Annotated in this window: 23 protein-coding genes; 11 read left to right on the plus strand and 12 right to left on the minus strand. The window is 54.2% G+C overall.

The features are described 5' to 3' along the window. Nucleotides 1-57: 57 nt before the first annotated feature. Complete coding sequence (gene rocD, locus OQ371_RS07440; protein WP_265993161.1) at nucleotides 58-1,305, minus strand: ornithine--oxo-acid transaminase; 1,248 nt, start codon at nucleotides 1,303-1,305, stop codon at nucleotides 58-60. A 109-nt stretch (nucleotides 1,306-1,414) separates the two neighbouring features. On the opposite strand from rocD, the gene OQ371_RS07445 reads away from it, so the two are divergent. Both OQ371_RS07445 and rpmB read left to right on the plus strand, forming a co-directional pair. Continuing rightward, entirely contained in the window at nucleotides 1,415-1,582 is a 168-nt protein-coding gene (locus tag OQ371_RS07445; RefSeq protein WP_265993162.1) for a C1orf53 family protein, read from the plus strand. Nucleotides 1,583-1,754: 172 nt separating this feature from the next. Continuing rightward, nucleotides 1,755-1,994, plus strand: a complete 240-nt coding sequence (rpmB, locus tag OQ371_RS07450; RefSeq protein WP_111629217.1) for a 50S ribosomal protein L28 — start codon at nucleotides 1,755-1,757, stop codon at nucleotides 1,992-1,994. Nucleotides 1,995-2,119: 125 nt separating this feature from the next. Here the strand turns inward: rpmB and OQ371_RS07455 are convergent, their stop codons facing one another. Then, nucleotides 2,120-3,379 carry an aspartyl protease family protein gene (locus OQ371_RS07455; protein WP_265993163.1) on the minus strand — a complete coding sequence of 420 codons (1,260 nt, stop codon included), beginning with the start codon at nucleotides 3,377-3,379 and terminating at the stop codon, nucleotides 2,120-2,122. 236 nt (nucleotides 3,380-3,615) lie between these two features. Here OQ371_RS07455 and tpiA point away from each other — a divergent pair, with 236 nt between their 5' ends. Then, on the plus strand, nucleotides 3,616-4,380 hold the full coding sequence (gene tpiA / locus OQ371_RS07460; RefSeq protein ID WP_265993164.1) for a triose-phosphate isomerase: 765 nt from the start codon (nucleotides 3,616-3,618) through the stop codon (nucleotides 4,378-4,380). Nucleotides 4,381-4,490: 110 nt separating this feature from the next. Here tpiA and OQ371_RS07465 read toward each other — a convergent pair whose 3' ends face one another. After that, nucleotides 4,491-5,885 carry a DUF5723 family protein gene (locus tag OQ371_RS07465; protein ID WP_265993165.1) on the minus strand — a complete coding sequence of 465 codons (1,395 nt, stop codon included), beginning with the start codon at nucleotides 5,883-5,885 and terminating at the stop codon, nucleotides 4,491-4,493. Between the two features lie 8 nt (nucleotides 5,886-5,893). Next, complete coding sequence (locus tag OQ371_RS07470; protein ID WP_265993166.1) at nucleotides 5,894-7,813, minus strand: RecQ family ATP-dependent DNA helicase; 1,920 nt, start codon at nucleotides 7,811-7,813, stop codon at nucleotides 5,894-5,896. Between the two features lie 114 nt (nucleotides 7,814-7,927). Here OQ371_RS07470 and msrB point away from each other — a divergent pair, with 114 nt between their 5' ends. The 3 genes from msrB (at nucleotide 7,928) to OQ371_RS07485 (ending at nucleotide 10,251) form a co-directional block, all read left to right on the plus strand. Further along, nucleotides 7,928-8,323 (plus strand): peptide-methionine (R)-S-oxide reductase MsrB, encoded by a 396-nt coding sequence (gene msrB / locus OQ371_RS07475; protein WP_265993167.1) that lies wholly within the window; start codon nucleotides 7,928-7,930, stop codon nucleotides 8,321-8,323. 82 nt (nucleotides 8,324-8,405) lie between these two features. Beyond that, nucleotides 8,406-9,686, plus strand: a complete 1,281-nt coding sequence (locus OQ371_RS07480; RefSeq protein WP_265993168.1) for a D-alanyl-D-alanine carboxypeptidase/D-alanyl-D-alanine-endopeptidase — start codon at nucleotides 8,406-8,408, stop codon at nucleotides 9,684-9,686. 118 nt (nucleotides 9,687-9,804) lie between these two features. Beyond that, on the plus strand, nucleotides 9,805-10,251 hold the full coding sequence (locus OQ371_RS07485) for a hypothetical protein (RefSeq protein ID WP_265993169.1): 447 nt from the start codon (nucleotides 9,805-9,807) through the stop codon (nucleotides 10,249-10,251). 12 nt (nucleotides 10,252-10,263) lie between these two features. On the opposite strand, the gene OQ371_RS07490 is transcribed toward OQ371_RS07485, so the two are convergent. Continuing rightward, the gene (locus OQ371_RS07490) at nucleotides 10,264-10,728 is read right to left on the minus strand and encodes a DinB family protein (RefSeq protein WP_265993170.1); all 465 of its coding nucleotides are present in this window, start codon (nucleotides 10,726-10,728) and stop codon (nucleotides 10,264-10,266) included. An 18-nt stretch (nucleotides 10,729-10,746) separates the two neighbouring features. Further along, complete coding sequence (locus OQ371_RS07495; protein ID WP_265993171.1) at nucleotides 10,747-12,075, minus strand: APC family permease; 1,329 nt, start codon at nucleotides 12,073-12,075, stop codon at nucleotides 10,747-10,749. A gap of 60 nt (nucleotides 12,076-12,135) precedes the next feature. Between OQ371_RS07495 and crcB the strand changes: the two genes are divergently transcribed. Both crcB and OQ371_RS07505 read left to right on the plus strand, forming a co-directional pair. Beyond that, a complete protein-coding gene (gene crcB, locus OQ371_RS07500; RefSeq protein ID WP_265993172.1) occupies nucleotides 12,136-12,513 on the plus strand; it encodes a fluoride efflux transporter CrcB in 378 nt (125 codons plus the stop codon). Between the two features lie 37 nt (nucleotides 12,514-12,550). Further along, complete coding sequence (locus OQ371_RS07505; protein ID WP_265993173.1) at nucleotides 12,551-14,023, plus strand: M14 family metallopeptidase; 1,473 nt, start codon at nucleotides 12,551-12,553, stop codon at nucleotides 14,021-14,023. Nucleotides 14,024-14,028: 5 nt separating this feature from the next. Here the strand turns inward: OQ371_RS07505 and OQ371_RS07510 are convergent, their stop codons facing one another. Further along, on the minus strand, nucleotides 14,029-14,880 hold the full coding sequence (locus OQ371_RS07510) for an alpha/beta hydrolase (protein WP_265993174.1): 852 nt from the start codon (nucleotides 14,878-14,880) through the stop codon (nucleotides 14,029-14,031). A 439-nt stretch (nucleotides 14,881-15,319) separates the two neighbouring features. On the opposite strand from OQ371_RS07510, the gene OQ371_RS07515 reads away from it, so the two are divergent. The 3 genes from OQ371_RS07515 to OQ371_RS07525 all read left to right on the plus strand — a co-directional run bounded on the left by OQ371_RS07515 (nucleotide 15,320) and on the right by OQ371_RS07525 (nucleotide 20,381). Beyond that, nucleotides 15,320-18,127, plus strand: coding sequence for a TonB-dependent receptor (locus OQ371_RS07515; RefSeq protein WP_265993175.1), 2,808 nt, complete (start codon nucleotides 15,320-15,322; stop codon nucleotides 18,125-18,127). A 50-nt stretch (nucleotides 18,128-18,177) separates the two neighbouring features. After that, a complete protein-coding gene (locus OQ371_RS07520; RefSeq protein ID WP_265993176.1) occupies nucleotides 18,178-19,530 on the plus strand; it encodes a beta-helix domain-containing protein in 1,353 nt (450 codons plus the stop codon). Nucleotides 19,531-19,901: 371 nt separating this feature from the next. Further along, nucleotides 19,902-20,381, plus strand: coding sequence for an RrF2 family transcriptional regulator (locus tag OQ371_RS07525; RefSeq protein ID WP_265993177.1), 480 nt, complete (start codon nucleotides 19,902-19,904; stop codon nucleotides 20,379-20,381). 76 nt (nucleotides 20,382-20,457) lie between these two features. Here OQ371_RS07525 and OQ371_RS07530 read toward each other — a convergent pair whose 3' ends face one another. The 5 genes from OQ371_RS07530 to OQ371_RS07550 form a co-directional block, all read right to left on the minus strand. After that, nucleotides 20,458-21,933 carry a DUF4301 family protein gene (locus tag OQ371_RS07530; protein ID WP_265993178.1) on the minus strand — a complete coding sequence of 492 codons (1,476 nt, stop codon included), beginning with the start codon at nucleotides 21,931-21,933 and terminating at the stop codon, nucleotides 20,458-20,460. 71 nt (nucleotides 21,934-22,004) lie between these two features. Further along, nucleotides 22,005-23,114 carry an AAA family ATPase gene (locus tag OQ371_RS07535; RefSeq protein WP_265993179.1) on the minus strand — a complete coding sequence of 370 codons (1,110 nt, stop codon included), beginning with the start codon at nucleotides 23,112-23,114 and terminating at the stop codon, nucleotides 22,005-22,007. Beyond that, the gene (locus OQ371_RS07540) at nucleotides 23,114-23,836 is read right to left on the minus strand and encodes an RNA ligase family protein (protein ID WP_265993180.1); all 723 of its coding nucleotides are present in this window, start codon (nucleotides 23,834-23,836) and stop codon (nucleotides 23,114-23,116) included. Before OQ371_RS07540 ends, OQ371_RS07535 begins: the two co-directional genes overlap by 1 nt. A gap of 137 nt (nucleotides 23,837-23,973) precedes the next feature. Then, nucleotides 23,974-24,429: an rRNA maturation RNase YbeY gene (ybeY, locus tag OQ371_RS07545; RefSeq protein WP_265993181.1), complete on the minus strand. Its 456-nt coding sequence runs from the start codon at nucleotides 24,427-24,429 to the stop codon at nucleotides 23,974-23,976. 9 nt (nucleotides 24,430-24,438) lie between these two features. Then, nucleotides 24,439-25,593, minus strand: coding sequence for an acyltransferase family protein (locus tag OQ371_RS07550; protein ID WP_265993182.1), 1,155 nt, complete (start codon nucleotides 25,591-25,593; stop codon nucleotides 24,439-24,441). Nucleotides 25,594-25,646 lie beyond the last annotated feature (53 nt).

The following is a 25,646-nucleotide window of genomic DNA, read 5'->3' on the forward strand; positions in this document are numbered from 1 at the left end:
CGCAAAAAACCGGCTCTTGCAAGAGCCGGTTTTTTGCGCTTCAAGAAGACAGTATGTTTAGATTTCCAGAATTACCTTTTCAATCATGTCGCAGGCTTCGTGCATTTGTTCTTCGGTAATGATCAGCGGAGGAGCAAACCGGATTTTGTCGCCGTGGGTCGGTTTGCACAGCAAGCCCAGGTCTTTGAGTCGCAGGCAAATTTCCCAGGCCGTTTTTTCGCCGTAAGCCGGACGTTCACCCACAACAATGGCGTTCAGCAATCCTTTTCCGCGCACCAGCTTGACCATATCGGTTTTCTGAATCAGGGCGTTCATGCGCTGGCGAAAAAGTTGGCCCATCGCTTCGGCATTGTCGGCCAGTTTCTCGTCTTCCACTACGCGCAGGGCGGCCATCGTAACGGCACACGCCAGCGGGTTGCCGCCGTAGGTAGAGCCGTGTTCGCCCGGTCGGATGGTGAGCATCACTTCGTCGTTGGCCAGCACCGCAGAAACCGGCATAACGCCACCAGAAAGTGCTTTTCCGAGAACGAGCAAGTCCGGTTTCACGTCTTCATGGTCGCAGGCCAGTCGTTTGCCGGTCCGCCCGATTCCGGTCTGTACCTCGTCGGCAATGAAGAGCACGTTGTATTTCGTACACAATTCCCGCACGCCTTTCAAGTAGCCTTCGTCGGGCACCACAACGCCCGCTTCGCCCTGAATCGGTTCGACCATAAAACCGGCGATGTTTGGTTCTTTCCGGAAAATCGCTTCCAGGGCGTTCAGGTCGTTGTAAGGAATGAGCAGATAACCCGGCAGCAGCGGGCCGTAGTCGTTGGTACTTTCCGGATCGGTGGAAGACGAAATAGCCGCCAGGGTCCGGCCCCAGAAATTACCGGTGGCATACACGGTTTTGGCCTGGTTCTGCGGAATGCCTTTTACCTTGTAAGCCCATTTGCGGGTTAGTTTCAGGGCGGTTTCTCCCCCTTCTGCACCCGAGTTCATCATCAGCGCTTTATCGTAGCCGAAATACTCACAGAGGTATTTTTCGCACTGCCCCAGCAAATCGGTATGAAAAGCGCGCGAGGTCAGCGTCAGGCGCTGGGCCTGCTCGATGAGCGCACTGATGATACGCGGGTGGCAATGCCCCTGACTAACAGCGCTATAAGCCGACAGAAAATCGAAATATTTTTTTCCTTCTACATCCCACAGGAAGATGCCTTCTCCGCGGTTGAGCACCACCGGTACCGGTTTATAGTTATGCGCGCCATATTGCCATTCCAGATCAATAGCCTGCTGAGTCGCCGTGACCGTTGGTAGAGTTTCCATCGTCGTAAGGGAAGTAAGTGGGTAAAATGCGGACTGCTGCGTAATTTTCGGGCTGAGCCTGCACGGAATTAAATTCAAAAATACAATTCCTTGCTCAGTCAGACAAACTATGCTGAATCCCAATTCTCCAAAGCCCCGGGTCGATGGCCTGGCCGATGAAGATTATTACTTTAATGAACAGGGCTACCTGGTCTTCACGGCCGCCTACCACCTGAAGCGTGGTTACTGTTGCAAAAACGGCTGTAAGCATTGCCCCTGGAAAAAATTGAAGCCTTGAAAAGGTGTGCGTAAAAAGGGGGCAACCTGAGCGGTTGTGCGTTAAAAAGCGCTGTTTTATCGGATGCGGCCGCTAACTCTTCACGCTTAACTCTTAATTTTTAACCCCTTAGACTTGGATATTTGACAAAAAGTTGGCAGTTTTGCAGGCTCATTCAGAAAAAGGTATTGTCATGGCACGAGTTTGTCAAATTACAGGAAAACGGACGCGGGTTGGTAATAACGTATCACACGCTAACAATAGAACAAAGCGCAAGTTTTTCCCCAACCTGCAGAAGAAACGTTTCTTCCTGGAGTCGCAGGGTGCATGGGTTACACTGAAGGTTGCTACTTCGGCCATGCGGACGATTAACAAAAAAGGTTTGGAAGCTGTCCTGAAAGACGCTCACCAAAAAGGTACGCTGTCGGTTTAACCAATCAACGGTATCCGAAAATTTATGGGCGCGGACTCGGTCCGTCGCCTTTTTGTTGTATAACGCGAAACGTAGCCAACCACTATTGTTGTTGTTGGCTACGTTTCGCGTTTTTAATTACGACGCTAAATCATGCGTTTCAGGGCAAACTGCGCGAAAACAATCGCGCCGTTGCGCCGGACCAGGATGTTGATTTCTTTGCCTTCCCCCTTCTGCAGCATCTTGTAAATGTCGCTCACATTGAGATCTCCGGCGGGCGTATTGTTGATGTACAGAACTTCGTCCCCATCCTTCAAACCCGATCGGTCGGCGGGCGAGTTCTCGATTACTTTCTCGATGTAGTAATTCCGGTAATTGTTGCCCCGGGCCTTTAGCTCAAGGCCGCTCATGTCATGCTCAAACGACTGCTTCAGGATCCGTTTCACCGGTTTCAGCACCATGTATTTATCGTGGTAATTAAACGTCACCTTAAACCGGCGTAAAATTTCACAACCCAGATTACCGTTTCGCTCGGCGGGATGTTCGGCTAGCTTGAAGCCAAAAGAGGTACTGTCGGGGAACGATGCGACGACGTTCGCCATTTCGAAACTTCCCAGCCGAATTTTCTCGATCCGCCCCAGGCTACCGTTGATAACCCCGCTCAGCCCCCGGCCTAGCTGCGCCCGGATTACTTTATCGGGCAGCCGGATGTCATCCCCGTTGCTGCGGTTAATCAGCAGAGCGTGGCCCGCGCCGGTGTCGATCACCACCCGAATGGGCAGCGTTTTTCCACCTTCGAGTAAGGCCATCACATCCGTGTACGGTTTTGTATCCTGAATCGCAATTGGGTAGCGCGAACCGTGTGACCGGCGATACCGGTAGTTTTTGGGATTATTCAGCACCAGTTCACGGCGCTGGAAGTCGATAGTCACCACGAAATTGCTGAAAACATCGTAGCCAAAAATCCCGTGAACGGGAACACCCACGTATTCCGAAAGGTGCAGAATATCATCGTCGAGCACGACAATGTTCTGGTGGGTAGCTTGCATCTGCCCCATTCGCAGTTGGTTGTCGATTGCGACGGAAGCCATCAGTTGCCCGCCTTCGCCCGCGCCGGAAAGCTTTACTTTTCGGGTAAAACGCAGCGGTTGCCGCCGAACGGCCGCCGGATCCGTGATAATTACCGAGCTGACGCCGGTATCCAGAATAAAATGCAGCGTATCCGAATTGTTGATTCGAACCGGGACGATAATCAGATTGGAGTGGAGCTGGAATGGAATTCGGGCCTGTTTGCGGTTATTAGCGATAAAATAACCGTATTTATCCGCGTTATTCTGCTCGTCATCGCCTGCCCGGGCTCCTTGCCAGCAAAGCAGCATTCCGAAGAATATGACCAACGGTTTCATTGTACATGTGCCTTATAAGTACGTAGGAAAGTTACAAATATTTTGTCTAATAACACAATTTCCTGAGAAACGTTGCCTGCCAATCCGGATACTTTTTCTCCGGATGAGAAATGCTGTTGAAAAACCGCTAATTTCGCCCCGCGAGTGGTTGAACAAGAAAGTGCAGAGGAAGGTTTTGCGGTTCAATCCATTTGTATTCTATTCGTAATCAGGGTTTAAACATAAATAGCTTACTAATGCGGAAAAAGATTGTTGCCGGAAACTGGAAAATGAACAAGACGCTCGACGAAGCTGTCGCACTGGTGTCGGAAGTGGTCAATATGATCAAGGACGAAGTAACAAGTGATGTACAGGTGGTCTTGTGTCCGCCAGCCCTGTATCTGACGACGCTCAAGCCGTATCTGGAAGGGCAGTCGCGGATCGCGCTGGGTGCCCAGAACTGCCACGAAAAGGCTTCCGGAGCGTATACCGGCGAAATTTCAGCTCCGATGCTGAAGTCCATTAACGTATCCCACGTCATTCTGGGGCACAGCGAACGGCGGCAGTATTTTGGCGAAACCAACGCCCAGCTGGCCGCAAAAGTAGACAGCGCCCTAGCCAGCGGTCTGACGCCCATTTTTTGCTGCGGTGAGTCGCTAGAACAACGCGAGAGCGAAGTTCACCTGGATTTTGTCCGGACGCAGCTTACCGAAAGCTTGTTTCACCTGTCACCGGAGCAGTTTGCCAATATCGTTATCGCTTACGAACCCATCTGGGCCATCGGTACAGGCTTGACGGCCACCTCGGCGCAGGCCCAAGAAATGCACGAGATTTTGCGTCAGCACATTGCCAGCCACTATGGACAGGAAGTAGCTGACAACACGTCAATTCTGTACGGCGGCAGCGCTAACGAGAAAAATGCGGAAGAACTCTTCGCCCAACCGGACGTCGACGGCGGTCTCATCGGCGGTGCATCCCTGAAATCCCGGGAATTCACGATCGTGGTGAAAGCGAACAAATAGAGTTAAAAATTAAAAGTTAAAAATTAAAAGTTAAAAATTAAAAGTGGAATGGCGCATTCTTTTGGCTGACGCTCACCTATTTTTAATTCTTAACTTTTAATTTTTAATTATCATTTCCTCCATTTCCAGACAGAGAAGCCCAGCCAGACAATGGAGCTGCGGTTGTCCCCCTTCTTGCTGAAAAGCCGTCCCATGTCGCTGAAACCGAGGGTAAGTGGTCCCAGGCGGCTCGACATCCCGACGGCCACCCGATTGGAACCGATTATGGAGATGGGTAGGCCAAATTCCACATCTTCGTCTTCAAACCGGGGAGTGAAGATCAGCATGTTTGGCATCCGTACCGAAGCGCCGGAGGTCAGGTTGTTCATCAGCAACCCGTTGATGTAAAAACCCCGGGCCAGCCGCATGTCGGCTTCCAGGTGAATCATCCGGGGGAGCGCCACCCGGCCCGGTTCGTAAGCCTGCGGGCTGCCGCTGGATTCTGCCGTTAGGAAATCCGTGGGGGCGTTACCGAATTTCTCCAGGTCTTCCTGTCCTTCGAATGTCAGTCGACCGCTGCCCGCGACGGTTTGCCCCGCCGGGTAGCTGATGCTTCCGCCGTTCATCAAAGCCGCCGAAAGCCGCAGCCAGTAGGCCGGACGCGGGTCTTTCATGGGCGTTTCGGAGTTGTAACCCCGCCCGGTTGTGCGTTTGCCGATCTCGTAAGTCGCTCCGAAATCATACCCCCAGCCGCTGCCGTACGCGCTGGAAAATACTGACCCCAGACTGAAGTCTTTGCGGGACGTGGTTTGGCCCAGGCTGTAGTTCAGGTTTGTAATGTCCAGGGTTTTATCAATTTCGCCGTTATTCTGGATGATGGCGTAGTTGCCCCGGGCGTTCAGGTAGCTCAACTGCGCTCCCACAATCCGGCGCACCGTGGCCCCAATTTTCAGCCGGTGCCATTTCCCGTCGAAAACCTGCAACCCGTACGTCAGGCCAATTTCGCCGTAGCTGTTGTGGGCTAAGCCAAAATCAAAGTCGCCCGAAGAAGGCTGTAGATTGCGGTAAAAAAGGCGGTTGCGGTACGCTTCGGTTAGGTTTTCCGGTAAAGCCGACCCGTAGAGGTAACTCCGCATCCGCGTGTGCAGCGCCAGCGTCTGGTTGCCATCCACGTTGAACAGCAGAGACGGCCCCAGGATCTCGGAATACGAGGTTGTTCTGGGCGCATCGGTTATCGAGCCAAGCGTCCGGAGGGGCATACTCAATGACGTACTGTAGGGAAGCTGGATGGTTTGGAACAGCCCCCTTGCTATGTACTTGGTGTATAAAGAATTGACGGAAGAAGTACCGTTGACGGCAACGAGTTGAAATTTGTACCGCGACCCGGCGATTGAGGAAGGATTCTGGAGCATTCGGTAAATGCCGCCGTAATTGCTACTCACCAAACCCGGCTGATACTGCGCCGAAGCCGTAGAGCCCGCTCCTACCAAAGCCGCCAGGAGTAGACGGGAAACAGAGTTTTTCATAAAAGCACTTATCGTTGATTCATTGTATTCATGGCATGCAGATTACCGGCGGCATCAATGCGAAGCTGCTCGTCGGCCAGCATAGACCGGATGACCTCGGCCAGCCGGTCGGTGTTCAGGTTGAGCTGATCGGCCAGTTGCCGGGGCGCCAAACCGTGTCCGCCCGCGGCATCAAGCTGCTGAACAATGCGCTGGCGGAGCCGGTCGGCATCCACCGAAGCCTGATGCTGGCTTAAGCAGTGGTCGCAAATACCGCAGGCATCGCCGGGTTCTTCCCCAAAATACGCCTGGATCATTCGCGTCCGGCACTGCACCGGGTTCTGCACGTAATCCACCATCGCCCGCACTTTCGCCAGATTCCGCTGCTTGCTGCGCTCCAGCTCCATCACGTTGATGGGCAGGTTGCGGGCGTCGAAACGGGGGGTCAGAAACGTCAATTGTGGTTTATCTTTTTGTTTTTCGTAAATCAGAATCGACCGCTCGGCCAGTTGTTCCAGCAGGGCGACGATTTCGTTCTCGGGCATCCGGGCGGCTTTCGCCATCGCACTTTCCGAAATGCTGATGAAGTTGGTAAACAACTCCCCGCCGTACATCCGCAGCAGCAGCTTCAGCATCAGATCATAATGTGGATTCATGACCTGAAACTCGTACAACGCCCGATTATCCACGGCCATGATGACCTTCGACGGACTGAAGTAGCCTTCGCTCAACTCAATGAACCCTTCCAGTTGCAATTGTTTCAAGGCGTAGTGCGTATCCGTTACCGGCAGTTGAAACGCCTGGCAAAAAGCCGTCAGGTCAAAGTCGAAATCAACAAACTCTCCCCCGCCCACCGCAATATTGGCGTAATTCGCCAGCGCCTGGTAGACGCGTTTGAGCATGTCGACCGGCGGATACTGCAAAATAATCCGCTGCTCGATGTCGCCCAGGTCTTTCTGGTTGTAGAGCAACACCGCATACGCCTTCTTCTCGTCGCGACCGGCCCGCCCGGCTTCCTGGTAATAGGCTTCCAGACTATCGGGCACATCGAGGTGAACGACGGTCCGCACATCCGGCTTATCGATGCCCATCCCGAAGGCGTTGGTGGCGACAATCACCCGAATCCGGTTATGAATCCAGGCATCCTGTTTGTCCGACCGCTGCTTGGCCGTCAGACCAGCGTGGTAGTAATCGGCGCGAATCCCCTGGTGATGCAGCCACTCAGCGATTTCCTGCGTTTGCCGCCGGCTCCGCACGTACACGATGGCCGAACCCGGCACGCCCTGCAACACTTTCAGCAAGCGGGCTTCCTTGTTCTCCTCGTAAAACGCGGAATACGACAAATTCTTGCGGGCAAACGTCTGCCGGAAAACCTGCGGCTCCGGCATTTCCAGCTTTTCGACAATGTCGCGCTGCACCTCGGGCGTGGCCGAAGCCGTCAGGGCCACCAGCGGAACGTTGGGCAGAAGTTTCCGAAACTCAGCGATTTGCAGGTAGGGTGGTCGGAAATCATAGCCCCAGGCCGAGATGCAGTGGGCTTCGTCGATGGCCAGCAAACCCACTTTCATTTGCTTGACCCGTTCGATCAGAATTTCCGTTTTGAGTCGTTCGGGCGATACGTAGAGGAAGCGAACGTTGCCGTAAATGCAGTTGTCAAGCGCCCGGTCGATTTCCCGCCAGTGCATACCGGAATAAATCGCAACGGCCGAAATGCCCCGTCGACGCAATTGCTCGACCTGGTCTTTCATAAGGGCAATCAGGGGCGTAACAACAAGGCAAACCCCACCGAGGGCCAGGGCCGGGAGCTGGAAGCACAGCGATTTGCCTCCCCCGGTGGGCAGCAACACGAGCGTATCCTGGCGGGTGAGTACGGAACTGATGATGTCCACCTGCAACGGCCGGAACGACTCGTATCCCCAGAATTGTTTCAGAATTTGGTGGATGGTCATAACCGACTGTAAAGATAAATCAATCCAAAAATAGTTTATGCTAGTAAGTAAACTTTCGCCGAATGATTGAAGCGGTTATCGGCAATCCATTTTCTCACAACTAATTCAGCAAACATGATCACAAAAGTCATAAAGACCGACGAAGAATGGCGGCAGCAACTGACGCCGGAACAATACCACGTAACGCGCCAGAAAGGCACCGAGCGGCCTTTCACGGGTGAATACTGCGAAAGCCACGACCCCGGCGTTTACCAGTGCGTCTGCTGCGGCACCGACCTGTTCGAATCCAAGCAGAAGTTTGAATCCGGCACCGGCTGGCCCAGTTTTACCGAACCGATTGATCAGGAACTGGTCCACCTCGAAAACGACTACAGCTACGGCATGTCGCGGGTTGAAGTGCTGTGTGCGGTTTGTGATGCCCACCTCGGTCACGTTTTCAACGATGGTCCTCCACCGACGGGTATGCGGTACTGCCTGAACTCGGTGGCGCTGAAGCTGAAGCGGGCGTAAAGGCTGAATCAAAAACCGCTCACGTCGGCTGATGTGAGCGGTTTTTGTGTTTTTGGTAACCATAAAAACCGTATTTTGGCGTATGCGATTCACCCTCTACGCCTTTTGTTTTTTGCTGCTCCTGACCAGTTGCGCAACCTACCGCCCTCTTCAGCGCCAACTCCGCCAGAACCCCCAACTGACCGATCACTTCACCGGCTTCGCCCTGTACGACTGGGAAAAGCAGAAAATGGTTGTGCAACACAACGCCGATCGGTATTTTACACCCGCTTCCAACACCAAGCTGTTCAGTTTTTACGCCGGACTGGTCACGCTCGGCGATTCGATTCCGGCGTTGCGGTACGTAACCCGCGCCGATTCGGTCATTTTCTGGGGAACCGGCAACCCCTTGCTGCTGAATCCGAATCTGCCCGACACAACGGTTTTGCCCTTTTTGCGCAACCGGCCCGAACGGCTCTTCTTTTCACCGACCAACTACAGCGGCCCCCGGTTCGGCCCCGGCTGGGCGTGGGATGACTACAACGATGATTACTCCGCTGAACTGGCTCCCTTACCGCTGTACGGCAATTTTGTTCGTTTCAGTTCACCCGACCGGGTGGCGCGTCTGGTGGTCGAGCCCCGGTTTTTTCAGGACAGCGTAACGGCCGTTTCGCTCCGACGGTATTCGCGCAACGTTCAGCGCAGCGAAATCGACAACCGGTTTGACCGGCCCGAGGTGGTTCGACCGTTCAGGCAGGACGTGCCCTTCCGCTGGTCACCGCAACTGGCCGCCCGTTTGCTGACCGACACACTCCACCGCGAGGTTGCGGTCGCCCCTATCCGGTTTGATCGCTCGGCCCAAACGCTCTACAGCCAGCCCGCCGATTCGCTTTACAAGCGGATGTTACAGGTCAGCGACAACACACTGGCCGAACACCTGATGCTGCTGTGCTCGTCGGTGCAGGATACGCTCAATGTTTCGGTTGGCATCCAGACCGTTCTGCAGAAACACTTGGCGGATTTACCGGATCAACCCATTTGGGTCGACGGTTCGGGCCTGTCGCGGTACAACCTGTTCACCCCGCGCTCAATTGTCGCTCTGCTGCAAAAAATCTATCAAACCGTCCCGCAACAGCGGCTTTTCAACCTGCTGGCGGTCGGCGGCTCCACCGGAACCATCCAACGCGTCTACCAAACCGACCGGCCGTTTGTGTTCGCCAAATCCGGTTCAATGACGGGTGTTTACAACTTAAGCGGTTACCTGATCACCAGAAAAGGCAAGCTCCTGTTGTTCAGCATGATGAATAATAACTTTGCCGGATCGGTGGCAGACATGCGCAGCCGAACGGCGGCTTTCCTGACCGATATTTACCGGCGGTATTGAATCCAGTTGCTCAAAAACTGCCTTTTCGTTCAAAAAATAGAGTTTTATGGATTGCTAACCGGCCGGCGAAACGCTACTTTTGTTGACATACTTTTACCCACCGTACCCTAAAGTACCCATGCAGGAGGATTTGAGTCTGGATCAATTGCGCCAGAAAATTTTACGCGTATCGGGCGCCGAACTGATCAAACTCCAGTCATTTCTGGAAAGTGAAATCCAGCGACGCAAACAAATTCTCGTTGAAATTCCGGACATGACGCTGGACCAGATACCGTTACGGGTACAAACGCGCACAACCTTCTACTCGGTGGTTCGGCGCCGGAAAGTCTGCAACCTGGCCGAAGTGGGGCAACTCACCCTGAGCGAAACGCTGGCCCTGCTGAAACCGGCGGACATGCAGAGCCTGAAGAGCCTGAACCAACGGTCGTACAACGAACTGATCATGGAGCTGGGCAAGCTGAACATTCCCCACGATTACATTGCACTCTGGGACCTGAAAATGATGGACGCCAAATCCAGAACCGCTACGCACAGCATCGGTTCCTCGGAATCGGTCAATAACTAACGACGAGTTGGTCTACTCGGAGGTCGCGGTGGGTTGGCGATCCAGTAGCCGTCGGTGGTAGTTGATTTGGCCCAGATGGTACGCCAGATGCGTCGTCAGGTGGGTCAGCAGGAATTCCGTCGTTGTTTTCTCGTCAAACACCAGCATCGGATAGTCCTCCCGAAGCTGTTCTTCACTCACTTTGTCCAGCGAACGCAGCACCACTTCCAGCGTTTCGTCAACTTTCCGAAGCAGTTCACTACGGGGAACATCCCGAAGCGAAAACTCGAGGTCGCGGTGCCGCACGTAGCCGCTATTTCCCAAAACCGCGCCAATGTAGGTATTCAGGTTACCCACCAGGTGTAGGCAGAGGTTTCCGGCCGGATTCGGGATTTCCTGGTCAACAACCCACAATTTTGTTTCGTCCTGATAAAGTTCGATTTCGCGTCGTAAGCGCCCGAGATCCCGGGCAAACAGGGATTTTAGTGTTTGTATCATGGAAACAGAACGGTGATTTTACCGATTCAGCCGCCTGACCAGCAGAAACAGGGGGTAGCTCAGGACAATAAACCCAACGGCATAGGCGCTGCTGGATGGATCGCTGTAGATGACCCCGGCTAGGAAAGCCAGGGAAATGATCATCATCAGCCAGGTCGCCACCGGATACCCCCACGCCAGAAAGGGGCGCGGCAGCTCCGGCGCCGTTTTCCGCAAACGGATCAGGGAAGCAAAGGCAGCCGCGTAGCAAAGAACAAAAAAGAAGGATGCAATATCCGACAACTTGCTGTAAGTGCCGGTCAGGATCATCAGGATGGACATACCGGCGGTCAGAAACATGGCGGGACCGGGCGTCCCCCCGGCATTGACGCGGGTGAAATACCGGGAAAACAACCCGTCGCGGCTGATGGCAAACAACACCCGCGGGTTGAACATGATCTGGGCGTTGATAATGCCCATAATCGAAATCATCAGCAGCAGGGTTACCACTTTGGCGCTGGCCGGACCGAACAGCACCTGGATGGCGTCGGCTGCGGGAAGCTTGGATTGAGCTAACCGGTCGATGGGCAGAACGTGGAACAGGGCCAGATTGACCAGCAGATAAATCCCGACGATCAGTAAAACCCCGATCATCATCGAGCGCGGCAGGTTTTTGTTGGGATTGACGTCTTCTTCTGTGAAATAAGCCGCCGTGTGCCACCCGTCGTAGGTGTAAAAAACCGACTGCAAAGCCGCCAGAACCGCAACAAACAGCGAACCTTCGATGGGCAGCGTGTTCTCCGATGAAAACTGCAACGGCTCGTCCGGTGTGTAAAAAAAGCAGACGGCTACAAACGCCAGCAGCCCAACGGCTTTGATAAAACTCATGACTTCCTGCGCCCGACTGGCCAGCCGAACGCCAAACCAGTGGAAAACCGTAAAAGCCACCAGAATACCAATCGCCGTCAGTTTAATATACTCCGACCAGTCCGGCTGTAAAAGGGCAATGTATTCCCCCATCACGGCCGCTCCGAACGCCATCGCGGAGATGCTGCCGAGCCAGCTGCTGATGCCGATGACAAAACCGACGTAATCGCCAAACGCCCGGCGGGCAAACACGTACCACGCCCCCGCCTTGGGAATCATCGTGCCCAGTTCAATAACTTGCAGTGACCCCACCAACGCATAAATGCCCACCAGCGCCCACACAAGCAAGGCGAGCGAGGGTTGCCCCAATTCCTGGGCGATGGTCCCCGGTCGGCGGAGAATGCCGGTGCCGATGGTACCGCCGATGGTAACGGCAACTCCGAAGCCCACGCCCAACAGACGCAGGAGTTGGGAAGAACGGTTGGTTTCATTGGGTGTCATGCTACAATAATAGGCTTTTTCGTCAAAAACCGGCTATTTTTACAACCTGACTGGGCAGAAATGATGACAAACCCGTTTTGGCTGGTATTTTTTGGCGGTGGTTTGGGCAGTGTTGCCCGCTACAGCGTTAATCGATACATCCAGCCGCTGCTGAAAACAGCCTATCCGGCCTCCACGCTGATTGTAAACGTCGTAGCCAGTCTGATTCTGGGGTTTCTGGTCGGGTGGCTTACGGCGCGGGTTGCCGGGCGCGAAACATACCGGCTGCTGATTGGCGTTGGTTTCTGTGGTGGCTTCAGTACCTTTTCCACCTTTAGCACCGACACGTTGCTGCTGATGCAAACCGGGCGCTGGCTGGCCGCAGCGTCCAATGTGGTGCTGAACGTCGTCCTGTGTCTGCTGGCTTCGCTGGCGGGCTTGTACCTGGGGCGGCTCTGACGGAAATACGTGATTTTACTGGAAACCGCTTACCGGAATGTTGAAAACTACTACGGCCTTTTCGATCTTTGCGTTTAATTTATTGCTGATGACCACTGCCTACAGCCAGGATTTAGCTTTCTCCAAGCAACTTTTCGATACCTACGATGCCTATCGCGACAGCGCCCTGACGCACCGTCGTTTTAAGCAAGCTGACATTCTTCCCCTGATTGATCAATTAAAATCCGATAGCCGGTTTGAAGTCACAAAAGTGGGTGAGTCCGTCGAAAAGCGGCCGATCCAGCTCATCAAGGTCGGCAACGGACCGCGCAAGGTGCTGCTGTGGTCGCAGATGCACGGCGACGAACCGTCGGCCACGATGGCGCTTTTCGACATTTTCAACCTGCTCCGCACCGACGGTCCGTTTGAAGATTTCAAGAAGCAGTTGCTGGCCGAAACGACGCTCTATTTCGTGCCCATGCTGAACCCCGACGGGGCCGAACGCTATCAGCGCCGGAATGCCCTGGACATTGACCTCAACCGCGATGCGCTCCGGCTGCAATCGCCGGAATCCGTTCTGCTGAAGGGCCTCCAACAATCGCTGAAACCGGATTTTGGCTTCAACCTTCACGACCAGAATACGCGCTACAGCGCCGGTCCTACGCCCAAACAGGCCACCATTTCGTTTCTGGCCACGGCCTACGACGAAGCCCGGAACATCAACCCCGTACGGGAGCGGTCCATGCAGTTGATCGTGGGCATGAACCGGGTGTTGCAGCAATTTATTCCGGGCGGGGTCGGGCGGTTTTCCGACGAGTTCGAACCCCGGGCGTTCGGCGATAACATTCAGAAGTGGGGCACCACGCTGATTCTGATCGAGTCGGGCGGTTACCCGAACGACCCCGAAAAGCAATTCATCCGGAAGCTGAATTACGTAGCCATCCTATCGGGTCTGCAGGCTATTGCGACGGATTCGTACCAGGCCGAATCGCGGTCGGAATACATCACCATTCCGGAAAACGAACGGTATTTGTTTGATGTACTAATCCGGAATGCGCAGATCATGCGCGGGGGCAAACCCGTTACGGTCGATCTGGGCATCAACCGCTACGAAGTAAACGTCGGCAACGCAGCCACGTTTGGTTACCGCAGCACCATCGACGATCTGGGTGATTTATCGACGTTTTTTGGCATCGAGGAAATCGATGCGACGGGGCTGACGCTGGTTCCCGGCAAAATCCACCCGCAACCCCTCCGCTCCCTGACGGATTTAAAAAAATACAAGTTGGATTCACTGATTCAACAGGGCGTAACGACGTTCCGGCTGGCAACTCCCTCTCGGGCCACAACGCACCTCTCACCGGTGCATCTGCTCCAGCCCACGACCACCCCCGTCCGACCCGTGCAAACCGGCCGCATTCCGACCTTTGTGCTGCGCCGGGGCAACCAGTTACGGTATGTCTTTGTCAATGGCTTCTGGCTGGATGTCAGCACCGGAGACAATAAACTGGCGACGGGCGTAATTGAATAAGTAACTCACTTATCCGCAACCGGATACAAAAGCCGAAACGCGTTGAATACCGCCTGGTGGGTGATGGTCGCGTGGTCTTCCTGCGGCAGGTAGTCGAAATAAACCGTCAGGTTTTTGTTTCGGGCGGCTTTTAACTTATCAGCCAGCAGGTTAGCGTCAACTTCCATGACGTGCGGTATGCTGCCGGGCGCCAGTCCCTCTTTGCCCACGCCAATGTAGACGGCGGTCGGCTGCGTAAAGCCAGCCTGCAACACGGCGGGGGCCTGCTTCAGAAGCGAGCCGTTGTCCCACCAGAGACTGGGACTAATGATGATGTAGTGGGTAAACAGCGACGGTTTTTTGAATAGAATTTCGGTTGCCAGCAGCCCGCCCAGCGATTGCCCGATCAGGGTTCTGAATGCGGTTGTTTTGTAGTTGCGTTCCACGAACGGCTGCAACTCGGTTTCGATGAAGGCCATGAAACTGGCGGATTTCCCGGTCGTCGGGAAGCGTTTTTTGTCTTCCTCACTGGTGGTCGGGTGGGTAAAATCGCGCTTTCGGTCCGTGTTGGCAATACCGATCACGATGGATTTGGGCACGCGGTTGATCCACGCGAAGTTGTTGAACTGCACCAGCCCCACAACGTGAATAAAATCCTCGTCCGCCGAACCATCCAACAAGTAAATCACCGGGTAGCGAGCGGTATCGTTGCGGTTGTATCCTTCAGGCAGGTAAACATTTAAAGTCCGTTTCTCCCCCAGCGCCTTCGACTCCATTTCTTCGATCACTCCCAACACAAACGGCTTACCGTTGCTCGGCTGGCAAAACGCCCGCGTCGTGATCAGAATAAGAAAAAAAGCCGCAGGAAGGGTTCGCATTGTTGCCGACGTTTCGTTGAATCCCCAAGTTTAGCAAAAATTAAAGCGCTCCGTTCAGTTCTCCAAATGGAGCGCGCTTTCCAGTATCCTGCGCCTGTGCTTAAGGGAGAATAGCGTCTTGTAAATTAAGCTTTTACGAGAGTCCCGGCGTTTCCGGGCCAATTTGTTTCTTTTATCAGCCACCCATCCAGTCCAACTTCTGCTGGCACAAGACCCGGTTGAAAACACGAAAAGCGGCATCCTGATAAAATTATATTTTTCCGGTAGCCCTTGCACTTTACTGGAAGAAACGAAAGCGCTTATCCAACCAAATTTTCTTCTTCTCAACTCGCTGGTAGTGACGGCCCAAACTCCCGAAAACACAACCCTCTCGTAATCTTGCCGTAACACTGAGGTAACATTGCCAATCTAATTTTGGACCGTTAAATAACGACACCACATGAAACTTTTTTTAACGGGAATCAATCTTCTACTTTTCAGTCTGGCGGCTTTCGCCCAGACCGGGTCCATCAAAGGAACCGTCAAAGACGCCAAAAATAGCGAAGTCATTATTGGCGCTACCATCCAACTTGTCGGCTCAAACCCGGTCATCGGCTCGGTTACCGACGTTGAAGGCAACTTCGAAATTACCAAAGTTCCCGCCGGGGTTCACCAACTGCAGATCAGCTACGTTTCCTACGCCACCAAAACCATCGAAAACGTACGGGTTGAAGCCGACAAAACAACCCTGATCAACTCGGCGCTGGAAGAAGATAACAAAACCCTGGCGGAGGTGATCGTGAAAGGCCAACGCGGCACGAACACCGAAATGGCCGTCATCACCGAAATCAAGCAGATTGAGCAGGTTGCCGTCGGAATTTCGGCGCAGCAAATCTCGCGCAGCCAGGACCGCGATGCCTCGCAGGTGATCCGCCGGGTGCCGGGGGTTTCGATTCAGGACGACCGCTTTGTCATCGTCCGCGGGTTGAACGAACGCTACAATACCGTGATGCTGAACGACGTCATCACTCCCTCGACGGAGGTAGACATCAAGTCGTTCTCGTTTGACCTCATTCCGAGCTCGGCCATCGACCGGATGCTGATCTTCAAATCGGGAGCAGCCGAATTGCCGGGCGATTTCGGGGGCGGTATCATCAAAATTTACACGAAAACCATCCCGGACGCCAACAGCTTCTACGCTGGTATCTCCACTTCCTACCGCGCCAACACCACCTTCCGGAATCTGAATACGTACCAGGGCGGCAAAACCGACTGGCTCGGTTTCGACGACGGCACCCGCCGGTTACCGTCCAACTTCCCTTCGCAGCGCCGGATCAACGCCTTCGGTGCCTCATCGGAGCCGGTAATCAACCGTTTCAAAGCGCTTTCGCCGTATTTCACGCTGCAAAACAAAATGATGTCGCCGGATTTACGGGCGCAACTGGGTTTCAGCAAACGGTTTTACATCGGCAGTAAAGAGCTGACCAACTTCACGAACATCAACTACACCACTACACACACATTCTCGAACGTTGAGCAATACCGGTATTTTGCGGCCGACCCGACCACCGGAAAGAGCGAGATTCAATACGCATACAACGACCAGTTCCTGTCGGAAAATACGCGGCTGGGCGTTCTGACCAACTGGGCATTCATTCTGAACCCGCGCACGAAATTCGAATTCCGGAACCTCTTCAACCAGTTGGGCACGAAAGAAACGACGATTCGCGGGGGGTATAACGACAACAACCTGGAGCTGAACAACTACGCGTTCCGCTACGAGCAGAAAAGCATTTACACGGGCCAGTTGAGCGGTACCCACGAACTGAGCGGACAAAGCCGTCTGCGCTGGACGGGCGGTTACGGGTTTACCAACCGCCAGGAGCCGGATTACCGCCGGTTTACGTCGAGCCGTCCGCAGGGCAGCAACGAGCCGTTCCGCATCGACGTGCCGCAGCAGCCCAGCCCCACGTTCCAGAATGCCGCCCGTTTCTACTCGAACCTGACGGAATACGTCAGCACGGGCCGGGTTGATTACGAATACAAAAAAGCCGCATCCGCCGAAACGGAAGACAAACAGATTCTGAAGCTGCGGGCGGGTCTTTACACGGAGTACAAAGACCGGGCGTTCCGGGCACGGTATTTCGGGATTGTAAACCCCAACAACGTCAGCGCCGAGATTCTGTCGCTGCCGCCCACGCAGTTTTTCCAGAACTCGAACCTGTCATCGACGGGCCTGTACTACAACGAAGGCACAAACACCCAGGATCGGTATGACGCCCAGAACACGCTGGTTTCGGGTTACGTAGGTGCCTACATTCCGCTCTCGCCCCGCTTCAACGCAACACTTGGTTTCCGGGGCGAATACAACCGCCAGCAACTGCAAAGCGTCGTCAACGGCGTGCAACGCATCCGGGTCGACAATCCGCTGTTCAGCCCGCTTCCGTCGGTCAATGCCTCGTATAACCTGACGGATAAGTCGCTGTTCCGGCTGGCCTACAGCATGTCGGTCAACCGGCCCGAGTTCCGCGAGCTGGCGCAGTTTTCCTACTATGACTTCAACTTCGACGTGTCGCGGGTCGGGAATCCGAACCTGAAAACCGCTACGATTCACAACGCCGATGCCCGCTACGAATTCTACCCGTCGGAAGGCCAGCTGATCTCACTGGCGGCTTTCTACAAATACTTTATCAACCCGATCGAAGCCAAAATCAACTACTCGGGTAGCGGGGTCTCCTACACGGTCGATAACGCCAACAATGCCTACAGCATGGGTCTGGAACTGGAAGCGCGCAAGTCGCTGAGTGGGCTGAGTGGTTCCGGTTTCCTGGATAACGTGACGGTCTTACTGAATGCTGCGCTGATCAAAAGCTCAGTGATCAACTCATTCGTCGGCCAGGAAAACAACCGCTCGCTGCAAGGCCAGTCGCCGTACCTGATCAACGCCGGGATTTACTACGCCGATCCGAAACAAGGCTGGCAGGTTAACCTGCTCTACAACGTCATTGGCCGCCGGATTTTTGCGGTGGGTGACCGTTCGGTACAACCCACGATCTACGAAATGCCGCGGAACGCCATCGACATTACGGTTACCAAGCAGATTGGCGACCACTTCGAAATCCGGGCCGGTATTCAGGATTTGCTGAACCAGCCGTTCCGCCTGATTCAGGACTCCAACCTGGATAAAAAGATTACGGCTACCGACGATGTGTACCAGCGGTTCCGCCGGGGTTCTTACTCAACGGCCGGCTTGATTTACAAGTTCTAAGCCATTAAAGACCAATATTTCAATCAATTAACAACCAATTTGACACGAGTATGAAAAAGTTAACAACCTGGATGCTGGCGCTGCTGATGAGCGTGGTCACCCTGGGCATGATGGTTTCCTGTAACAATGGTGACAGCGATGACGATGATCTGGGACCAGAACCCGTTCCGGGCCAATTAACCGAAGTAAGTGGTAACATTACACAGAATACAACCTGGACAGCCAGCAACCAGTACCTGTTAAAAGGTTTTGTATACGTACAGCCAGGAGTTACCCTGACTATCCAGCCGGGCACCGTCATCAAAGGTGATCAGGCTTCGCGGGGCTCGCTGTTCATCCTGCCGGGCGCTAAAATCCTGGCCGATGGTACGAAAGAAAAACCCATCGTTTTTACGTCCAACAAACCGGTAGGTCAACGCCGGGCGGGCGACTGGGGTGGTCTGGTCATTCTGGGTAAAGCACCGGCCAACAAGAAAGACTTTAAAATTGAAGGGGAAGAAGTTTCGGTTGTACCGGGCGGTGCCACGGGCGATGCCGCCGACAACTCGGGCGTTATTCGCTACGTTCGCATCGAGTTTGCGGGCATTGCTTTTCAGACGGACAAAGAAATCAACGCCCTGACACTGGCGGGTGTTGGTACCGGTACGGTGATCGATTACGTACAGGTTTCGTACTCTGGTGACGATGCGTATGAGTGGTTTGGCGGTACGGTGAATGCAAAACACCTGGTGGCTTACCGGACGCTGGACGATGATTTCGATACCGATTACGGTTACAGCGGAAACGTTCAATACGGTTTGATCCTGCGCGACCCGGCCGTTGCCGATCAGTGTACCTGCTCCGACTCGAACGGGTTCGAATCGGATAACGACGGAACGGGTTCACAGGATGCCCCCCAAACGTCGGCTAAATTCGCGAATGTCAGCCTGTTTATTGCTCCGGGTACCGTAAACAGCAAATACCGCTCGGCCTTCCGGATTCGCCGGAACTCGGCCATCAGCGTTTTCAATTCAGTGGTAGTGGGTGCTTATCCCAAGGGCGGTCTGGAGCTGGAAGGTGCGGATGCTCAAAACAACTTTGTCAACGGAAAAAGCGATTACCGCGGTTTGACCATTGTCAATTCGAAGTCAATTGTAACCGGAGACTCCGTACGATTGAAGGCTGCGGAACGCAAAAACACATTTGGTGCCGTGGAAGCTAACCTCAAACTGGCCGCTAACTTCAACGCACTAACGGGCAAGCCGGGTATGCTGCCCCAAACGGGCTCACCGTTGCTGAACGGTGGCATTACGCTGCCGGCTGGCCTGGAAGCTAACACGGTTATCGGGGCGTTCGGTACAACGGACTGGACCGAAACCTGGACCAACTTCGATCCGCAGAATACGGACTACACGTTGAAATAATCTTAATTCTTTATATTTGGTGTCGCACGAAAAGGCCGGGGCTTTGCTCCGGCTTTTTTCTTATTTTAGGGCCCGGTTCAGAGGACATAGAGTAGACTACAAAACCTATCTGAAAACTTGTCTAATGGCTGGAAAATGTTTAACTTGCCTGATGGATAGCGACTTGAACCATATCCGCATGCGGTTCGTTGTCTGATTATCCCGACCGTTTAGGCTGTTCGTCTGTCTGTTGTCTGCGTTATAACCCGAAGTTGAAATGCATTGGTGAGCAGCATACGGGTTATTCCGCCGGTTTGTGCACTATTTTAGCTTAGACACGGTTTGCATACATACGCCCGGACGACACCGAGAAAACTATAGCCGTAGCACCCATGATTTCAAAGAAAGCCAAGTATGCCATTAAAGCGTTGAAAGTCCTTACCGAAGAATTTGGCAAAGGGCCCATCTTAATATCCTACATTTCGGCGAAAGAAAATATTCCTAAAAAGTTTCTGGAAGCCATCCTGCTGGAGCTGCGCAACCACGGCATTCTGCAAAGCCAGAAGGGAAAAGGGGGCGGTTATCTGCTGCGCGTCGATCCGGAGCGCGTGAATCTGGCCCAGGTACTGCGGGTTATCGACGGCCCGATTGCCCCGACGCCCTGCGTTTCACATAATTTTTACGTCCGCTGCGACGACTGCAACGACGAAATTACCTGCGCCATCCGGCCAATCATGGAACGGGTGCGCGACGCTAACCTGGCGGTTTACGAGAAAACGACCTTAGCGGCCTTTGCCCGCCGGGAAGCCGAACACCAGGAAGTTGTGGTGAATCTGGTCGACACCGAAAACCAGGCAGCCGATCCAATATAACAGGAAAGCCCACGGCGCAAACCGTGGGCTTTTTGATTTTTATGCTCCCGGACCGCTTGCACAGCCGACAAGTTTCCTAAGCGGGCTGGTGCTCCTTGCGCAGCAGGTCGTTGACGGTTTTGACCGGATTGAACGTAACCAGCGGCACTTCCACAAAAACCGTATTCCAGTCGGCCATCGCGCCATTCCACAAACCGGGCAGTTCCTGCGCTTTCAGTTCCTTTCCGTCTTTTGATTTCGAGGTAATAAAACCCGTTTGCGGATCGCGGTAAGCGGGCAGGTTGTATTTTTCGCCGTCACGGTTCTTCAGCGCACAAACCAGATCAACCGGGTTGAAGTGCGTGGCCGTATCAAAAATCTGCTTTTGATCGGCATTGCCCAGATCAATCTGCGCAGATTCCACAATTTGGAGTGAAACCGACCCATCCGAATTTTTGGCCCAGAACGGCCCACCACCGGGTTCGCCCACGTTTTTCACCATACCGCAGGCTCGGAGCGGACGGTCGAGCTTCTGGCGGAAATACTCCACTTTTTCATCCTGCGACCAGCCGTCAAAACCGGCGGGCGGCAGAATGCAGAGCGTCGTCCGTACAAACTCGTCGAGTTCGGTCACGTAGCCTTCGCTGACCATATCGTCGTTCAGCAATTCCTGGAACCGGAAAATCTGTTGCTGAATATCGAGCAGAATAGAACCCAGCACTTTCTTGTACGTAATAGTTTGCTCTTTGAGGGCATCCGGCACCACGTTGTCGATGTTTTTGATAAAAACCACATCGGCGTCAATGTCGTTGAGGTTTTCGATCAGCGCCCCGTGGCCCGCCGGGCGGAACAGCAGCGAACCGTCGGCGTTGCGGAACGGGGTGTTATCCGGATTGACCGAAATTGTATCGGTCGATTTTTTCTGCTCGGAAAACGTAATCTCGAACGTAACACCCAGCCGGGCTTCGTACTCCGGCTGAACCCGGTTGATCAGTTCTTCAAACCGGCTGCGGTGCTCGGGCGAAACCGTAAAGTGAATCCGCACCCGGCCGTTCGAGTTGGCATAAGCCGCTCCTTCGATCAGGTGCTCTTCGACGGGCGTGCGCGGCCCTTCCGCATACCGGTGGAACAACAGCAAACCCTTCGGCAGATTGCCGTAATCCAGCCCTTCGCTGGTCAGCAGTGCACTCAGTACGTGCTGATCGGTTTCACCCGACACGCCTTTTAGAGCATCGTAAAACGCAAAATCGGACAGCCGGTCGAAAAATTCATCGACGGACTTGTCGCGCTTTCCTTCCAGGGCAGCAAACAACGACTTAAACATCCGCGTAGCCGCCCCCGACGCCGGAACAAATTTCAGCAGCGAGAGCGCTGGCGCCTTCTGGTCGAACGCCGATACGATCGACGTTAAACTCTGTTCGTCAACGCGGATAATCCCATCCCCCACTGTGGCGGCTTTGATGACGGGCAGATAAGGGAAGTTATCGATAAAATGCTGGATCTGTTCGTCAACCTGCTCAAGGGTAGCGCCCTGCGCCAGAATCTGATGCTGATCTTGTTCGGTAAATTGCATAGAAAATTCGGTATAGAATGCGGTTTTGTCTGAATGGCAAATACGAAAATTTGCCGTATTGAACCAAGCCGTTAGCTACTAACTTCGTAAACAACTTCGTGGGCCTCCCAACTGGCCGGAACTTCCAGCCGGGCAATCATCCGGTCCATCGCCACATCGGGTACGACATGGAGCCGGTTACGGTTCTGCTGCCGGAGCCGGGGGTAGGGCACTTCCAGGTACACAAGCCGGACGCGCGCTTTATAAGCCGCAAACAACTCCATCAACTGCTGACGGATCTGGCGGGTCAGGGTTGTTGCGTTCCAGACAAACGAGGTACGCTGCCGGAGCAGGCTTTTGGCCTTTTCTTTGGCCAGCTGTACCACGTATCCCGTACCTTCGCGGTCGGCCGGATCAATCCGGAGTTGCCGCCGAAAATCGTCCAGACTCACCACCGGCCAGTCCGGCAGGCGTTGGGCGATGTACGTGTCTTTCCCCGCTCCCGGCAACCCCGACAGCAGCACCACTTCGCAGGCCGTTGTATCGAAAGGTTCGTAGGTGGGAAACGCGTCCTCCTTGTAGAAGTACGTAAACCGGCTCAGACCGGAAGAAAACGGATAGGGCCGCCCCCAACACTTGTTTTCTTCGCAATAGGCCCGAAAAAAGGCGATTCGCTCCAGCAATTCATCCCGATCGGGAGCAATGCGCCCGCGGACATCGGCTTCGGCCAGGAGCGCCAGCAATTGCGTATTTACTTCCAGACTGGCCTGAAGCAAGGACTTCAGCGGGTCCGGTTTCTCGAAAATCCACAGCGGCAGACCGTGATAACGCACCAGTTTGGCAATCGGCTCCCGGATTGTGAAGGGAGCCGGAAAATAGCGGTACAGCAGTTCGCGCGTTGTTTGCTCCCCCCGGCGGGCATGACCCCGGGACGTAATGCTGCCATCGGCCTCGATAACGGTCGTCGAGCGTTTTTCTACATCATGCAGCAGGGCCGCCGTCCACAGGATTTCCCGATCAAGTGGCGCAAGTTGCTGGTAGCCGGAAAGCCGTACCAGTTCTTTGATGACCATTTGGGTATGAACGGCTACATCGCCCTCGGCATGGTGGCGCGGGTCCTGGGGCACGTCCTGCATGGCCCGGACAAACCGGAACTGCTGCTCCAGATCGGCCCATTTTTTCTGAGAAGTCAACTGCCACATCACCGCACCGTTGTTTGCTGTAAAACCGGGCCGGACCGTTCCCAGGACAGCGGAGCCCGCTTCCAGTTGCGGGTCCAGTGCGCGTCGGTCTGTACGTGTCCTGCCCGAACATATTTGAACACGTTCTGTTTGAACGCAGCCACGGGGTATTCGGTCGCGTTTCGGCTGACAACGCCTTCCATGGTGCAGGGCTGCCCCGTCCGGCCGTCGCAGGAATCGAACCGGCTGGCCTGCGAAGCCCACTCTTCCACCTGGCTTTCAACCCTTTCGGCATCAAAAGGCGGGTAAGCCATCTGCAATTCAGGCACGACCGGAAAATCCAGCAGGTGGGCGTAAAACCGGGTTTCTTCCCAGGAAAGCCAACGGTCCCGTTCGCGGATGGCGAAAACGAAGAAATGGTGTTCCAGCCGCCGGTATTCAATGGAATGGATGGCGTAAAGATTTTCGCCAAACACCTCAAGAGTACCGAGGTCCCGGCGAATCATTTCCCACCGATCGCGGAGGTGCCGGGTCCAGGGCGATTGGGTCGGGGCCGCGTGGGAACGGGCAAAAACACCGTAGCGGCTCAGGCAGTTGTTTTCGCCGTCGAGTTTTTCGGTATGCACCAGGACCGGAATCCGGCGAAGGTCTTCCTGGTAATGATGATTGAAGCGGTTGTCGCTGGTCGTACCGGGTGAAAAAGGATAATGGTACGTGCGACCGTATTTTTGGGAAATAACCATGTTCATAAAGGATAAACGTAACACAGGCACCCGGTCGGGCGACCGGGGCAAATCCGTTAACGGAGAAAATCCTGTGAACAATTACATGGCTTCAATCGGTAAAACCTGAGATCAGGCGCGCAAAAATACGATTTTAATCATTCTCCCGAGGACGGATCGGTAACATTAAGCGAACGGTTGGTCCAGGCGGCCAGGCTTTCGTCCTCCTTCTGCCGCATCAGCCGGGCTTCTTGTTCGGTTTTATCGCCGTAGCCGCACAGATGCAGGACACCGTGCGCCAGCACCCGGCGAAGCTCCTGCTCTTCGGTTGCCTTTACCTGCTGGGCGTTGTCGCGAATCCGGTCGATGCTGACGAAAATGTCTCCTTCCAGCCGGTATTCTTCTTCGGAATTGTCAAACGTGATGATGTCGGTGTAATAATCGTGGTCCAGGTATTCGCGGTTGACCTGAAGCAGGTACTCATCGGAGCAGAAGATGTAATTCAGTTCGCCGACCGTGAAGCCTTCGTGTTTCGCCAAAGCCGTGAGCCACTGGCGGGTTGGTACTTTCTGAAGGAGGTTAAACTGAATGTCTTCCGTAAAAAAACGAATCATACTCTGCGTTTATATTTTCACAAAAATTTTATTGCGGTACAGCACGTAAAGCATCGTCCAGACGAGCAGCAGCGAACCCAGCGCCTGAAAAACGGTATGCCATTGCTCGGGAGCGTATTTATAAAAACCGGCGAACAGAAGCTCCGAAGTGTGGTCGAAAGCAATAAACCGGTACGCCAGGTAAACAACAATGGAGTTCATGCCGATCACCTTGAAAAAGAACGACCATCGCCGGTACCCGAGCACATCAATAATACCGTAGAAAAGCGCCAGAAAGAGCAACCCCATCCCCGCCGTCAGTAAAATAAACGAACTGGACCACAGGTGCTTGTTGATGGGAAAATGCTGGCCCCACACCAGCCCAAGCCCGATGCTGATCAGTCCCGAAACAATCAGGTAAGTCAGTTTAGTTCGGTCGGCCTGACGGGAACGCAGGAGTTCACCGGCCACAGTTCCCAGAACGGCCAAACAATGGGCCGGAAACTGCGTGAGCAGCGCGTTTTCGTCGTACGTTTTCTGCAACAGTCGCCCGGGCATAAACGTCTGGTCAAACCAGGCCACCAGATTGCCCTCAAACGAAAGGTCCCCGCTACCGTACCCCGGAACCGGGATGAGAAACAGGGCCGCGTAGTAGGCCACCAGAACAGCCGCCACCCACAACAGCCGCTGTTTCCAGGTAAAATTCAGAAACAAAAGCGTCGCCACGAAACTGGCCAGACCGATGCGTCCCAGAACCGTCCCGAAGCGAATGTTGGCCGGGTCGAAAATGTCCAGCGGAATGTTTTTATCCAGGATTCCCAACAGAAAAAGAATCATCCACCGGCGGAACGCCTTGCGGTATAGAACCGGTTTCGACAGACCGTTTTCCAACCCGGATTGTAAGGAAAACGCTAAGGAAACACCCGCGATGAACAGGAAAAGCGGGAAAATGAAGTCATAAAACGTAAACCCGTGCCAGGCCGGATGGGTCAGTTGCCCGGCAATCCAGTCGACCCAGGGCAGGCCCGTTTTGCCTTCCATGCGCTCCAGGAACGTACCGCCCCCCGCAATCAGCAACATGTCGAAACCGCGTAGCGCGTCGATGGACAACAGCCTTTTCGGCTTAGCTGCTTCCTCGGGTTGTACCGAAAGGGCCGCAGCACCGGTTTTGGTATCGGAATACATAACGAACAGGGGAATCGTTTGAACCAAAAGGTGGTACGCAGGCCAGTATACTC

Source organism: Larkinella insperata (assembly GCF_026248825.1).
In the GTDB taxonomy this organism is placed as follows: Bacteria; Bacteroidota; Bacteroidia; order Cytophagales; family Spirosomataceae; genus Larkinella; species Larkinella insperata.

What these genes read in the sequence shown, in the direction of transcription:
- rocD (WP_265993161.1), bottom strand. Translation starts at nt 1,305, where the DNA reads ATGGAAACTCTACCAACGGTCACGGCGACTCAGCAGGCTATTGATCTG.
- OQ371_RS07445 (WP_265993162.1), top strand. Translation starts at nt 1,415, where the DNA reads ATGCTGAATCCCAATTCTCCAAAGCCCCGGGTCGATGGCCTGGCCGAT.
- rpmB (WP_111629217.1), top strand. Translation starts at nt 1,755, where the DNA reads ATGGCACGAGTTTGTCAAATTACAGGAAAACGGACGCGGGTTGGTAAT.
- OQ371_RS07455 (WP_265993163.1), bottom strand. Translation starts at nt 3,379, where the DNA reads ATGAAACCGTTGGTCATATTCTTCGGAATGCTGCTTTGCTGGCAAGGA.
- tpiA (WP_265993164.1), top strand. Translation starts at nt 3,616, where the DNA reads ATGCGGAAAAAGATTGTTGCCGGAAACTGGAAAATGAACAAGACGCTC.
- OQ371_RS07465 (WP_265993165.1), bottom strand. Translation starts at nt 5,885, where the DNA reads ATGAAAAACTCTGTTTCCCGTCTACTCCTGGCGGCTTTGGTAGGAGCG.
- OQ371_RS07470 (WP_265993166.1), bottom strand. Translation starts at nt 7,813, where the DNA reads ATGACCATCCACCAAATTCTGAAACAATTCTGGGGATACGAGTCGTTC.
- msrB (WP_265993167.1), top strand. Translation starts at nt 7,928, where the DNA reads ATGATCACAAAAGTCATAAAGACCGACGAAGAATGGCGGCAGCAACTG.
- OQ371_RS07480 (WP_265993168.1), top strand. Translation starts at nt 8,406, where the DNA reads ATGCGATTCACCCTCTACGCCTTTTGTTTTTTGCTGCTCCTGACCAGT.
- OQ371_RS07485 (WP_265993169.1), top strand. Translation starts at nt 9,805, where the DNA reads ATGCAGGAGGATTTGAGTCTGGATCAATTGCGCCAGAAAATTTTACGC.
- OQ371_RS07490 (WP_265993170.1), bottom strand. Translation starts at nt 10,728, where the DNA reads ATGATACAAACACTAAAATCCCTGTTTGCCCGGGATCTCGGGCGCTTA.
- OQ371_RS07495 (WP_265993171.1), bottom strand. Translation starts at nt 12,075, where the DNA reads ATGACACCCAATGAAACCAACCGTTCTTCCCAACTCCTGCGTCTGTTG.
- crcB (WP_265993172.1), top strand. Translation starts at nt 12,136, where the DNA reads ATGATGACAAACCCGTTTTGGCTGGTATTTTTTGGCGGTGGTTTGGGC.
- OQ371_RS07505 (WP_265993173.1), top strand. Translation starts at nt 12,551, where the DNA reads ATGTTGAAAACTACTACGGCCTTTTCGATCTTTGCGTTTAATTTATTG.
- OQ371_RS07510 (WP_265993174.1), bottom strand. Translation starts at nt 14,880, where the DNA reads ATGCGAACCCTTCCTGCGGCTTTTTTTCTTATTCTGATCACGACGCGG.
- OQ371_RS07515 (WP_265993175.1), top strand. Translation starts at nt 15,320, where the DNA reads ATGAAACTTTTTTTAACGGGAATCAATCTTCTACTTTTCAGTCTGGCG.
- OQ371_RS07520 (WP_265993176.1), top strand. Translation starts at nt 18,178, where the DNA reads ATGAAAAAGTTAACAACCTGGATGCTGGCGCTGCTGATGAGCGTGGTC.
- OQ371_RS07525 (WP_265993177.1), top strand. Translation starts at nt 19,902, where the DNA reads ATGATTTCAAAGAAAGCCAAGTATGCCATTAAAGCGTTGAAAGTCCTT.
- OQ371_RS07530 (WP_265993178.1), bottom strand. Translation starts at nt 21,933, where the DNA reads ATGCAATTTACCGAACAAGATCAGCATCAGATTCTGGCGCAGGGCGCT.
- OQ371_RS07535 (WP_265993179.1), bottom strand. Translation starts at nt 23,114, where the DNA reads ATGTGGCAGTTGACTTCTCAGAAAAAATGGGCCGATCTGGAGCAGCAG.
- OQ371_RS07540 (WP_265993180.1), bottom strand. Translation starts at nt 23,836, where the DNA reads ATGGTTATTTCCCAAAAATACGGTCGCACGTACCATTATCCTTTTTCA.
- ybeY (WP_265993181.1), bottom strand. Translation starts at nt 24,429, where the DNA reads ATGATTCGTTTTTTTACGGAAGACATTCAGTTTAACCTCCTTCAGAAA.
- OQ371_RS07550 (WP_265993182.1), bottom strand. Translation starts at nt 25,593, where the DNA reads ATGTATTCCGATACCAAAACCGGTGCTGCGGCCCTTTCGGTACAACCC.